The organism is Streptomyces sp. NPDC079141, from assembly GCF_040686775.1.
In the GTDB taxonomy this organism is placed as follows: Bacteria; Actinomycetota; Actinomycetes; order Streptomycetales; family Streptomycetaceae; genus Streptomyces.
The window spans coordinates 564,877-576,498 of record NZ_JBFBLP010000001.1 but is presented as its reverse complement, the minus strand read 5'-3'; the positions used below and the strand labels follow the sequence as shown (position 1 = coordinate 576,498).

Genomic DNA, 11,622 nt, shown 5'->3' with positions numbered 1-11,622 from the left:
GTCTAGACAGGGCTCGGCGGGACATGCCGCCGAGCCCTGGAACTGCGTACGGGCAGGAGCGCGCAATGGCGGCCGAACGGGCCTTGGAGGCGGAGCGGGACGCGATCGTCGCCGCGCTGAGACCGGTTGTCGACGGGTTGGTGGCGACCTTCGGGCCGATGTGCGAGGTGGTGCTGCACGACTACCGGCAGCCGGAGCAGTCCGTGGTCGCGGTCGCCGGTTCGGTGACCGGGCGGGCCGTGGGCGGGGCGATGAGCGAGATCGGCATGCGGATCGTCGGCCGCGGCGACGAGGCCGGCGACGAGCTGAACTACGTCACCCGGACCCGGGGCGGCAAGCTGGTCAAGGCGTCCACGATGGTGCTGCGGGACTCCACGGACACCGTGTTCGGCGCCCTCTGCGTCAACCTGGACATCACCGCCGTGCAGGACGCCCACGCCCTGCTCGGCGCGCTCGCCGGCCTCGGCGGCACCCCGGCCGACGTGCCGGTCACCACCTTCGGCAACGACATCGACTCCGTCGTCGACGCCATCCTCGACGCCCACCAGCTGCGGCAGAACGGCAGTTGGGCGGGGCTGGACCGCGCCCAGCGCCTGGAGCTGTTCCGCGGCCTGGACGAGCGGGGCGTCTTCGCCGTGCGGCGCGCGATCGAACAGGTCGCCGCCCGGCTCGGGATCTCCCGCGCCTCCGCCTACAGCTACCTCTCCCAGGCGCGCGCCCAGGCCGCGCCCGGTGCCGACCTTGATGGAGGACACGCGTGACAACCACCACCCCGCCGGTCACTCTCGACGACATCCGCGACGCCGCCCAGCGCCTCAAGGGCGTCGCCCACCGCACCCCGGTGCTGCGCTCACGCACCCTGGACGCGCTCGTCGGCGCCGAGGTCTTCCTCAAGTGCGAGAACTTCCAGCGCGTGGGCGCCTTCAAGTTCCGCGGCGCCTACAACGCGGCCTCCCGCCTCACGCCGGAACAGCTCGCCCGCGGCATCGCCGCCTACTCCTCCGGGAACCACGCCCAGGCCGTCGCCCTGGCCGCCCGGGAACTCGGCACCACCGCCGTGATCGTCATGCCCGAGGACGCCCCGCGCTCCAAGCGGGCGGCCACCGAGGGATACGGCGCCGAGATCGTCACCTACGACCGCTACACCGGCGACCGCGCCGCCATCGCCGAGGCCCTGGCCGCCGAGCGGGGCCTCACCGTCATCCCGCCCTACGAGCATCCGCACGTCATCGCGGGACAGGGCACGGCTGCCCTCGAACTTCTGGAAGAAGTTGGGGAGTTGGGGGCGCTGGTGACGCCGGTCGGCGGCGGCGGACTGATGGCCGGGAGCGCCACGGCGGCCAAGGGCCTGTTCCCGGGCACGCGGCTGATCGGGGTGGAGCCCGAGGCCGGGGACGACACCAAGCGCTCCCTGGAGGCGGGGCGGCGGATCGAGATCCCCGTGCCGCGGACCATCGCCGACGGCCAGGCCCTCCAGACGCCCGGCGAACTCACCTTCTCGGTCAACCGGCGGCTCGTCGACGCCATCGCGCTGGTCGGCGACGACGAGATCCGGGAGGCGATGCGCTTCGCCTTCGAACGGCTGAAGATCGTCGTGGAGCCGAGCGGTGCCACCCCGCTGGCCGCCCTCCTCACCGGCCGGGCGGGGCCGCTCCCGCGCAGGGTCGGGGTGATCCTCTCCGGCGGGAACATCGACGCCGAGCGATTCGCCGAGCTCTGCGGGACGGCGGCCTGAGCCGACGTCCCTGGAATGGCGGCCCCGGGTGGCAGGGCGGACGATGGAGTGGTAGGGGCTCGGCCGCCGACGGCGGTGTACAGGGCCGCCGCGCGACCGGCCCCGGCCGCGGTGTCACGCGGCCGGAAGGGAGTACGTCATGGTGCTGGAAGTGAAGACGCTCGACAAGCCGGACGAGCGGCGTGATTTCCCCCGCGGCCACCTCGAAGCCGTCCACATGACAGATCTCGACTTCGCCGTGGCGACCTTCGAGCCCGGCTGGCGCTGGACCGAGTCCCTGGCCCAGATTGTGGGCACCGACACCTGCCAGATGCATCACAACGGCTACATCGTCCAGGGCCGCATGCACATCAGCATGAACGACGGCAGCGAGCAGGAAGTCGGCCCCGGTGACGTCTTCGTGTGCTCGCCGGGACACGACGCCTGGGTGGTGGGCGACGAGCAGGTCGTGGCCTACGACTTCCAGGGGCAGACGGCGAGGGAGTTCGGCAAGAAGCAGTGAGGCCGCCCGGCGCGCGCCGGTACGTCCCACGGTGATGTCCCCCGGCTGCGTCCCGGCACCTCACACAGTGATGACGACCTTCGCGCGTGCGTGCTCCACCTCCAGATACCGGATCGCCTCGGCCGCTTCTGCGAGCGGATACGTCCGCTCGACGACCGGGGCGATCTTCCCGGACTCGGCCAGCTCACGCAGGGCGGCGAGGTTCCGCTTGCCGGCCTTCGCCGAGATCTTGACCAGCCGTTGCCGCACGAAGGGCGCCGCCAGCCGCCGCTTGAAGAACAGCCCCATGGGACCGAGGAGGCTGCCTCCCTCGTAGACGCCCCCGCCGGACAGGATCAGCGTGCCGGAAGGGGTGACCGCGCGTCGGAACGCTCCCAGGGAGTGGTTGCCCACCAGGTCCAGGACCACGTCGTATCGGCGTCCGCCGAGGGTGAAGTCCTCCTGGGTGTAGTCGATGACGTGGTCCGCGCCGAGCGAGCGGACCAGGTCGGCGTTGCGCGTGGAGCACACGCCGGTCACCTCGGCGTCGTAGGCCTTGGCGAGCTGCACGGCGAACGTGCCCACGCCGCCCGACGCGCCGTTGACCAGGATCGTCATGTCCTTGCGTGCGCCGGCCAGGTCGCGGACGCCGATGAGTGCGGTGTTGCCGGCCAGGGGTATCGCGGCGGCCTGCTCGAATGTGAGGTTGCCGGGCTTGGGGCCCACCATGCTGTCCTTGGCGCAGACGTACTCCGCGAAGGCGCCGTCGGCCTCGCCGTACACCTCCTCGCCGGGCCGGAGGTCCGTGACCCCAGCGCCCACCGCCTCCACCGTGCCCGCGAAGTCCCTGCCCCTGATACGTGCCTTGGGCCCGCGCAGCCCCATCACGGCGCGTGCCACCTTGGGGTCGCCGCGCATGAAGTGCCAGTCGTAGGCGTTCACCGAAGCGGCGTGCACCCGCACCAGCACCTCGCCGTCGCCGGGCACCGGCCGCTCGATGTCCCGGAACTCCAGCGTGTCCGCCGAGCCGTACCGGCCTTGCAGCACTGCCTTCATGGCATCTCCCTCGTCACAGGCGAGCGTAGGTGAGCGGCAGCGGCCCGGACATCAGGGACGAACCCTGATCTTTTCTACGGGTGAGCCGCTGCACTTGCCCGGAGGAAACCGATCGGTTTACTGTAAGGGCATACGGAAACCAATCGGTTTTCAATTGCTGATCCCAGTCCGCTGTCCCCAGTTCGCAGTCCATGAGTCGGGAGAACCCCATGACCACCATCGAAGGCTCCGTCGCCCTCGTCACCGGCGGCAGCCGCGGAATCGGCCGGGCCCTGGTCACCGCCCTGTACGAGCGCGGCGCGAAGAAGGTGTACGCCACCGCCCGCGACCCCCGGACCGTCACGCACCCGGACGCCGTGCCGCTGGCCCTGGAGGTCTCCGACCCCGCGTCCGTCGCGGCCGCCGCCGAACAGGCGCAGGACGTCACCCTGCTGATCAACAACGCGGGCGCGAGCGTGAACGCGGGCTTCCTCGACTCGCCCGTCGAGGATGTCCGCCGCGAGTTCGAGACGAACTTCTACGGGCCGCTCCTGGTCACCCGTGCCTTCGTCCCCGTCATCGAGCGCAACGGCGGCGGCCACATCCTCAACGTCCACTCCGTGCTGTCCTGGCTCGGCCTCGCCGGCTCCTACAGCGCCTCCAAGGCGGCCCTGTGGTCGCAGACCAACTCCCTGCGCCTGGACCTCAAGCCGCGCGGCATCGAGGTCACCGGCCTCCATGTCGGCTATGTCGACACGGACTTGACAGCGAAGATCGACGAGCCGAAGTCCACGCCCGAGAGCGTGGCGGTGCAGGCCCTGGACGGCATCGAGGCCGGGGCCTACGAGGTGCTGGCCGACGACATCAGCCGGCAGGTGAAGGCGGGTCTTGCCGCGGACCTCTCGGCGCTCTATCCGCAGCTCGCCGCCTGATCACACCGGCAACAGACGGGCGATGAGGGCGCTGAGCTGTCGGGCGTTGCGGCACTCGTGCATCTCGACCAGCTCGGCGTACTCGGGCGCGGCGGAGTCGCCCGTGCCCCAGCTGGAAGCCTGCTCGGGGTTCAACCAGTAGACCCTGCGGGCCCGTTCGGCCAGCTGCCGGACGGCCGGCAGGTTCGGATCACCCATGTTCGTCCGGGCGTCACCGAGCACGAAGACGGTCGTCCGCGGCCCGACCGCGTCGCCGTACCGCTGCGCGAACTCGCCGAGCGCCACACCGTAGTCGCTGCTGCCGTGCCAGCCGGTGAGGGCGGCCTCCGCATGGATGCGGGCACCGAGGCCCTCAGGGTCTGCCGCGCCGTGCTCCATCAGTCCGGTCACCTCGTCGATCCGGTTGACGAAGGCGAACACCCGCACCTTGCTGAACTGGTCGTGCAGCGCCTGCACCAGCAGCATCGTGAAGTCCGAGAACCCGGACACCGAGCCCGACACATCGCACAGCAGCACCAGTTCGGGCCGCACGGGACGCCGCCGGCGCAGCACCGGCTTCATCGGCACGCCGCCCGTCGACAGCGAACCGCGCAGGGTCCGCCGTAGATCGATGGTGCCCCGGGCGGCCCGGCGGCGGCGGGCCGCGAGCCGGGTCGCGAGCTTGCGGGCGAGCGGCTGAACCGCCCTGCGCAGCTCGGCCAGTTGGGCCTTCCCGGCGAACAGGAAGTCGACCCGGTCGGCGGACGGGGCCACCCCCCGCCGGGCGATCTCGTCCCGCCCGCGCCGCTCGGCCACCCGGCGCCGCGCCTCCTCGGCCACCAGTGCCCGGAACGCCTCGATACGGCGTCGGATCTCGTCCTCCAGCAGCCGGTCGGCGAACCCCGAACTCCCGCTCCCCGCGCGGACGTCGTCGCGCACGCGCGCCATCAGCGTCTGCGGGCGGATCCGGTCGAGGGTCTGGTACGACGACCAGCCGTCCGAGGCGGGCGAGGAGCCGTAGCCGCCGAAGCCGTCGACCGCCTCGACGGCCAGCCGGGCCAGCAACGTGTCGTCGCCCGCGGCGAGCGCGGCCGCGAGACGCTCGCGCAGGTCGTCCCGGTCGGCCGCCTGCTGCTCCGGAGCGCCGACGCCGCGCGGGAAGTACAGGTCGAAGACCGGGTCGAACACGGGCCGTTGGGCGGTGCCGTGCAGCAGCGTGGCGGCCAGGCCCTCGCGCAGCCGCTCGCGGTCCGCGAACCCCAGTGCCTCGACCGCCTGGGCCGCGTCCACGGTCTCGCCGGTGCCGATCCGGACGCCGTGCGCGCGCAGGGCCGCGACGAGCGACGTCAGCCGCTCCGTGGCGCCGGCCGGCGCGGGCAGGGTCACAGGGCGTCCAGGTCGAGCTTGGCGGAGGCCTTCAGGACGTCGTCCTGGTGCTTGAGGAGCACCCCGAGGCTGTCGCGTACGACCGTCTCGTCCAGGGTGTCGGCGCCGAGCGCGAGCAGGGTGCGCGCCCAGTCGATCGTCTCGGCGACCGAGGGCACCTTCCGCAGGTCCATGGCCCGCAGCGCGCCCACCACCCGGACGACCGAACGGGTCAGCGCCTCGTCGAGCCCCGGCACCTTCAGCCGTACGATCCGCCGCTCCAACTCCTCGTCGGGGAAGCCGATGTGGAGGAACAGACAGCGGCGGCGCAGCGCCTCGGACAGCTCACGGCTCGCGTTCGAGGTGAGGACGACGAAGGGGCGGCGCGTGGCGGTGATGGTGCCGAGCTCGGGGACCGTGACCTGGAAGTCGCTGAGCACCTCCAGGAGCAGGCCCTCCACTTCGACGTCGGCCTTGTCGGTCTCGTCGATCAGCAGCACCTTCGGGTCGTCGCCGCGGATGGCCGTCAGCAGCGGGCGCGTGAGCAGGAACTCCTCGCTGAAGATGTCCGTGCGGGTCTCGTCCCAGGTCTCGTCGCGGCCCGCGCTGATGCGCAGCAGCTGCTTGGCGTGGTTCCACTCGTACAGCGCCCGGGACTCGTCGACGCCCTCGTAGCACTGCAGGCGGATCAGCCGGGCCCCGGCGACCTCGGCGACGGCCTTGGCCAGCTCCGTCTTGCCGACCCCGGCCGGGCCCTCCACCAGGAGCGGCTTGCCGAGGCGGTCGGCGAGGAAGACGGTCGTGGCGACGGCGGGCGAGGCGAGATAGCCGGTCTCGGCGAGACGCGCGGAGACGTCGTCGACGGATGTGAACAACGGGGCCTCCAGCTCAGGGGTGGCGCGGAGTCCCTATCTAAGCGCTTGTTCACCGCTCGTGTCACCCGGAATCCAAGGCTTCTTCCGGCCGGAAGACGGCCGGACGAGGTCCTCGCGGCGAGCCCGGAGCGACAGATCCCGGCCTACGAGGCCCGGCTCGCGCCCGGCCCGCAGGACGCCGCCCCACCCCGCGAGTGGATCCTGGAGCTCTTCGGCCGGCTGGAGGCCAACGCCACGGAGTCCGAGTACTGCGGCTGCCCGTACCTGGCCGCCCTGGTCGAGCTGAAGGACCCCGAACACCCCGCGAGTGTCGTGGCGCGCGACGTGAAAGAGCGTCTCCAGGTGTTGTTCCGCACGCAGGCCGAACTCGGCGGCGCACGCGACCCCGAACTGCTCGCCCGCCAGCTGATGCTGGTCCTCGACGGGGCGAGCGCCCGCGCCGGGGCCCGCATCGAAAAGCTGGACGGGCTGACCACCACCGTCGCCGCGCTGCTGGACGCGGCCGGAATGGAGTGAGGGCGGCACGCGCTACGACAGCCATCGAGTGAGAGCACGCGCCTCGACAGCGAAGGAGGCAGCCGCCGAAGCGACCGCCCCACTCGCCGTACCCGTCCCTCTCAGGACGCCACCGCCACCGCCCGCACCGCCGGGGTGCGCAGCACCCGCCGGGCCGTGAGCAGGCTCGTGCCCAGGGTCGTCGCCGCCGCGACGGCGACCACCGCGGCGCCGATGCCGTAGGCCTCGCCCGGCAGTACGCCGTTCGTGCGGACCATGGTGAACGGGACGATCCCGGCGAGCGCCGCCAGCGCGCCGAACGCCACACCGGTCACCGTGAGGATCAGCGCCTCGGTGCCGACCGTGCCGAGCACCTGGCCCGGCGTCGCCCCGGCCAGTCGCTGCTGCCCGAACTCCCGGCCGCGGTAAGTCGTCGCCGCGTACAGCGAGTTGACGAGCATGATGCAGACGAACACCACGATGATGCCGACGACCGTGAAGTTGAGCGTCTCCAGGTTCTTGGCGTCGACCGACTTCACCGCGCCCGAGGCCGCCAGCGCGTCGCTCTCCACCGCCTGCGCGGTCAGCGTGACCGTGGACACCGCCGTGAAGAGGATGAGCGACATGAGGATCCCGGCGAGATGCCCGGCCCGCTGCCGCAGGTTCCGCACGGCCAGCCAGCCGCTCGCACCGCTCAGCGGCAGCCGGTCCAGCACCCCCGTCAGCAGTCGCGGCGCCAGCAGCGCGCAGCCCACCGACAGCAGGATCGCCCCGTAGGCGGGCGGCGCCATCAGCGCCTCGTCGGTCGCGGAGAACGCGAAGGTGGAGCACACCGACAAGGCCCCGGCCGCCAGCGCCGCATACGCGAGGAACGTCCTCGCCCTGCCGTGCCGGCCGGTCCCGCGCGTCGCCCGCCGCACGGCGAGGAACGCGGCGCCCGCCGAGGCGAGCAGCGTGATGTCGACGCCCGTCATCAGTGCGACGGGACCGAAGGAGTGCTCCACGGACTCGGCGACCTGACCGCTGTCGTGGAAGACCTCCAGCAGCATCCGCCCGCCGAGCATCGCGGGCCCGATCGCCAGCGCCGCGCCGAGCAGCGCCACGGCCACCGCCTCACCCACGACCATCCGCCTGATCTGCGCCGGGGTCGCCCCCGAGCAGCGCAGCAGCTCCAGTTCGGCCGTCCGCTGACGGACGTTGACCGTCAGCGTCGAGGCCACGGCGAAGAACACCAGCAGGGTGCCGTAGCCGCCGACGACACTGGCCGCCATGGTCAGCGTGTCCGCGCTCGTCGAGTCGACGCCGGCCTGTCCCGCCGTGTCGTGCAGCGAGTTGAACGTCATGATGATCGCCGCGCCCAGGAAGGCGGCCAGCAGGGTCGCCAGGAACCGGCCCGGCCGCTGCCGGATCGACCGCATCGCCAGTACGAACATCGCTCACACCTCCGTCGCCACGTCGTCACCCAGGTGCGCCAGACGCTCGGCCACCGCGTCGGGCGTCGGCGCGTCCATCCGGCCCGCGAGCCGGCCGTCCGCCAGGAACAGCACCGCGTCCGCGTAGGAGGCGGCGACCGGGTCGTGCGTCACCATCACCACCGTCCGCCCGTGCACCCGCACCGCCTGCTGGAGCAGCCTCAGCACATCCCGGGCGCTGCGCGTGTCCAGCGCGCCCGTCGGCTCGTCCGCGAAGATCACCCGGGGTTCGGCGACCAGAGCGCGCGCGATGGCGACACGCTGGCGCTGCCCGCCGGACAACTGGTCGGGACGGTGACCGAGCCGGTCGCCCAGCCCGACGGACGCCAGCACCTCCCGCACCCGCCTGCGGTCCACCCGCCGCCCCGCGAGCTTGAGCGGCAGCACCGTGTTCTGCGCGACGGTCAGCGTCTCCAGCAGGTTGTACTGCTGGAACACGAACCCGATCCGGCCCCGCCGGAACTTCGTCAGCGCCGTCTCGTCACCACCGGTCAGCTCCGTGCCGTCCACCTGGACGATCCCGCTGTCGGGCCGGTCGAGCCCGGCCGCACACTGCAGCAGCGTCGTCTTCCCGGAACCAGACGGACCCATCACCGCGGTGAACGTCCCGCTCCCGAGCCCGAGCGTGACCTCCCTCAACGCGGTCACGGCGCTGTCGGCCTCCCCGTAGGTCCTGGTGACCTTGACCAGCCGGAGCGCCTCGGCGGCGGGTCCCTCGTCGTGCGCACGTCGCGAGCCTGTGCGAAACATCGTCATCACTCCCCGTCCGGCACTCCCTGTGCCCTGCCCAAGAAGCTACGGAGACGGCGAGCGCGGCACATTGGGCGCAGAACCCGTATCCCGGGGTGTACTCAGCGACACCCCGGACGGGTCACCACAACGAGCCGACCCGGTGGTCCACCCGCTGCAATGGAGCGATGACCGCGCCCCCGGACGACTGCCTCGCACGCAACGAGTGGATCTGCGGCGAGTATCTGAGCACCCGCCGCGAGATCCTCGTCGACGCGGTGATCCAGCACCTCGAACTGACCGCGGTCTCCGTCCTCCTCGGCCTCGTCCTCGCCCTGCCGCTGGCCGTGCTGGCCCGCCGCTGGGGCTGGACCGCCGGACCCGTCCTCGCGGTGACGACGATCCTGTACACCGTTCCGTCCCTGGCGATGTTCTCGCTGCTGCTGCCCGTGTACGGGCTCTCGGCGAGCCTGGTCGTCGCCGGACTCGTGCTGTACTCGCTGACCCTGCTGGTGCGCAACATCCTCGCGGGCCTGCGCGCGGTCCCCGAGGAGACCCGACAGGCCGCGCGCGGCATGGGCTACGGCCCGATCCGGCTGCTGCTCACCGTCGAACTGCCCCTCGCCCTGCCGGCCGCCATGGCCGGACTGCGCATCGCGACGGTCTCCGCGGTGTCCCTGGTGACGGTGGGCGCGATCGTCGGCTTCGGCGGGCTCGGGAACCTCATCTACGCGGGCATGAACACCTACTTCAAGGCCCAGGTGCTCACCGCGTCGGTACTGTGCGTGGTGATCGCCGTCGCCGCCGACGTCCTGCTGCTGGGCGTGCAGCGGCTGATCACCCCGTGGACGAGGGCGGCCCGCGGATGAACACCCTCACCGACGCCTGGGACTGGCTGGCCGACTCCGCGCACTGGGCCGGGGACGACGGCATCTGGCACCGGCTGCTGGAACACCTCGTCCTCACCGTCGTCTGCCTGGTGATCAGCTGCCTGATCGCCCTGCCGGTCGCGCTGGTCCTCGGCCATCTCGGCAAGGGCGGCGCGCTCGCCGTCAACATCTCCAACATCGGCCGCGCGGTCCCCACCTTCGCCGTGCTGGTCCTGCTGCTCCTGACCCCCGTCGGCCGCTGGGGCGAGGGCCCGACCGTGGTCGCCCTGGTGCTGTTCGCCGTACCGCCCCTGCTCACCAATGCCTACGTCGGCATGCGCGAGGTCGACCGCAGTGTCGTGCGGGCGGCGCGCGGAATGGGCATGACCGGACGACAGGTGATGTTTCACGTGGAACTGCCCCTTTCGCTCCCCATGGTCGTCAACGGTGTCCGGATCGCCGCCGTGCAGCTCGTCGCCACCGCGACCATCGCAGCCCTGGCCGGCGGGGGAGGGCTCGGCCGGATCATCACGGCCGGCTTCAACCTGGCCAGTACGCCGCAGGTGGTGGCCGGCGCGGTGCTCGTCGCCGCCTTCGCGCTGATCGTCGAGGGCGTCTTCGAGGTGGCCGAACGGCTGGCGCCGCGCTGGGCGAGAGGGGTGTCATGAGACGGGTGAGGGGTGCGATGGGACGGGTGAGGGTGCCATGAGACGCCGCCACGCCCTGGCCGCCCTGCTGCTCCTGACCGGCTGCTCCACCGGCCCGTCCCTGGAGAACCGCGGCGCGGTCACGGCCCCACCCGGCGACAGCCACAGCCTCACCATCGGCTCCGCCGGCTTCACCGAGAGCGACCTGCTCGCCCAGATGTACGCGCTGCTGCTGAAGCAGGCCGGCTACAAGACCTCGATGCTCACCGTCGCCAACCGCGAACTGTACGAACCCGCCCTGGAGTCCGGGCAGATCGACGTCGTCCCCGAGTACGCGGCCACCTTCGCGGACTGGCTCAACGCCAAGACCAACGGCGCCGACGCGCCACCGGTCGGCTCCCCGGACCTGGACGAGACGATGACGGCACTGCGCCGCCTCGCCGCACCCCGCGGCCTCACCGTCCTCGACGCCGGCCGGGCCGTCGATCAGAACGCCTTCGCGGTGACCGCGTCCTACGCACGCAGCCATGGCTTGAAGACACTGAGCGACCTCGGCGCGTCGGGTCAGGAGGTACGGCTGGCGGCCGGCGACGAGTGCGTGCAACGGCCGTACTGCGCACCGGGGTTGAAGAGCACCTACGGCATCGACATCACCGGCGTCGACCCCAAGGGCGTGGGGACGACGCAGGCGAAGCGGGCCGTGCAGAGCGGCCAGGACCAGATGGTGCTGACCACGACCACCGACGCCACCCTGGACGACTTCGGCCTGGTCCTCCTCGCCGACGACAAGCACCTGCAGAACGCCGACTACGTCGTCCCGGTCGTCAACCGCTCCCGGGCCGGCAGCGAGACGGTGACCCGGACGCTCGGCGCGCTCAACGACGTCCTGACCACGGCCGACCTGGCGTCGATGAACCAACAGGTCGACAGCTGGCGCCGGTTGGCGTCGGACGTGGCACGGACCTACCTCCAGGACAAGGGCCTGCTCAAGTGACGGAGCTGTGACGT

At 71.8% G+C, this 11,622-nt stretch carries 13 protein-coding genes; 8 read left to right on the top strand and 5 right to left on the bottom strand.

Annotated elements, in window-relative coordinates; genetic code table 11:
* Positions 1 to 65 precede the first annotated feature (65 nt).
* The 3 genes from AB0Q90_RS02655 to AB0Q90_RS02645 all read left to right on the top strand — a co-directional run bounded on the left by AB0Q90_RS02655 (position 66) and on the right by AB0Q90_RS02645 (position 2,237).
* On the top strand, positions 66 to 761 hold the full coding sequence (locus AB0Q90_RS02655; protein WP_363162580.1) for a PAS domain-containing protein: 696 nt from the start codon (positions 66 to 68) through the stop codon (positions 759 to 761).
* The gene (locus AB0Q90_RS02650; RefSeq protein ID WP_363162581.1) at positions 758 to 1,735 is read left to right on the top strand and encodes a threo-3-hydroxy-L-aspartate ammonia-lyase; all 978 of its coding nucleotides are present in this window, start codon (positions 758 to 760) and stop codon (positions 1,733 to 1,735) included. Before AB0Q90_RS02655 ends, AB0Q90_RS02650 begins: the two co-directional genes overlap by 4 nt.
* Before the next feature lie 142 nt (positions 1,736 to 1,877).
* A complete protein-coding gene (locus AB0Q90_RS02645) occupies positions 1,878 to 2,237 on the top strand; it encodes a cupin domain-containing protein (protein WP_363162675.1) in 360 nt (119 codons plus the stop codon).
* 60 nt (positions 2,238 to 2,297) lie between these two features.
* On the opposite strand, the gene AB0Q90_RS02640 is transcribed toward AB0Q90_RS02645, so the two are convergent.
* Positions 2,298 to 3,272, bottom strand: a complete 975-nt coding sequence (locus AB0Q90_RS02640) for an NAD(P)-dependent alcohol dehydrogenase (protein ID WP_363162582.1) — start codon at positions 3,270 to 3,272, stop codon at positions 2,298 to 2,300.
* A gap of 209 nt (positions 3,273 to 3,481) precedes the next feature.
* On the opposite strand from AB0Q90_RS02640, the gene AB0Q90_RS02635 reads away from it, so the two are divergent.
* Entirely contained in the window at positions 3,482 to 4,183 is a 702-nt protein-coding gene (locus AB0Q90_RS02635; protein WP_363162583.1) for an SDR family oxidoreductase, read from the top strand.
* Here AB0Q90_RS02635 and AB0Q90_RS02630 read toward each other — a convergent pair whose 3' ends face one another.
* Positions 4,184 to 5,542 (bottom strand): VWA domain-containing protein, encoded by a 1,359-nt coding sequence (locus tag AB0Q90_RS02630; protein WP_363162676.1) that lies wholly within the window; start codon positions 5,540 to 5,542, stop codon positions 4,184 to 4,186. It lies immediately after the preceding gene.
* Between the two features lie 2 nt (positions 5,543 to 5,544).
* Complete coding sequence (locus AB0Q90_RS02625) at positions 5,545 to 6,402, bottom strand: MoxR family ATPase (protein ID WP_363162584.1); 858 nt, start codon at positions 6,400 to 6,402, stop codon at positions 5,545 to 5,547.
* A 45-nt stretch (positions 6,403 to 6,447) separates the two neighbouring features.
* Between AB0Q90_RS02625 and AB0Q90_RS02620 the strand changes: the two genes are divergently transcribed.
* A complete protein-coding gene (locus AB0Q90_RS02620) occupies positions 6,448 to 6,918 on the top strand; it encodes a TetR/AcrR family transcriptional regulator (RefSeq protein ID WP_363162585.1) in 471 nt (156 codons plus the stop codon).
* 101 nt (positions 6,919 to 7,019) lie between these two features.
* Here the strand turns inward: AB0Q90_RS02620 and AB0Q90_RS02615 are convergent, their stop codons facing one another.
* Complete coding sequence (locus tag AB0Q90_RS02615) at positions 7,020 to 8,330, bottom strand: ABC transporter permease (protein ID WP_363162586.1); 1,311 nt, start codon at positions 8,328 to 8,330, stop codon at positions 7,020 to 7,022.
* Positions 8,331 to 8,333: 3 nt separating this feature from the next.
* Complete coding sequence (locus AB0Q90_RS02610; RefSeq protein ID WP_363162587.1) at positions 8,334 to 9,119, bottom strand: ABC transporter ATP-binding protein; 786 nt, start codon at positions 9,117 to 9,119, stop codon at positions 8,334 to 8,336.
* Positions 9,120 to 9,286: 167 nt separating this feature from the next.
* Between AB0Q90_RS02610 and AB0Q90_RS02605 the strand changes: the two genes are divergently transcribed.
* From AB0Q90_RS02605 to AB0Q90_RS02595, 3 genes are read left to right on the top strand one after another with little or no spacing between them, the layout of a single operon-like run.
* Positions 9,287 to 9,967, top strand: a complete 681-nt coding sequence (locus AB0Q90_RS02605) for an ABC transporter permease (protein WP_363162588.1) — start codon at positions 9,287 to 9,289, stop codon at positions 9,965 to 9,967.
* Complete coding sequence (locus AB0Q90_RS02600) at positions 9,964 to 10,635, top strand: ABC transporter permease (RefSeq protein WP_363162589.1); 672 nt, start codon at positions 9,964 to 9,966, stop codon at positions 10,633 to 10,635. The genes AB0Q90_RS02605 and AB0Q90_RS02600 overlap by 4 nt, the downstream gene beginning before the upstream one ends.
* 37 nt (positions 10,636 to 10,672) lie before the next feature.
* A complete protein-coding gene (locus AB0Q90_RS02595; RefSeq protein WP_363162590.1) occupies positions 10,673 to 11,608 on the top strand; it encodes an ABC transporter substrate-binding protein in 936 nt (311 codons plus the stop codon).
* Positions 11,609 to 11,622 lie beyond the last annotated feature (14 nt).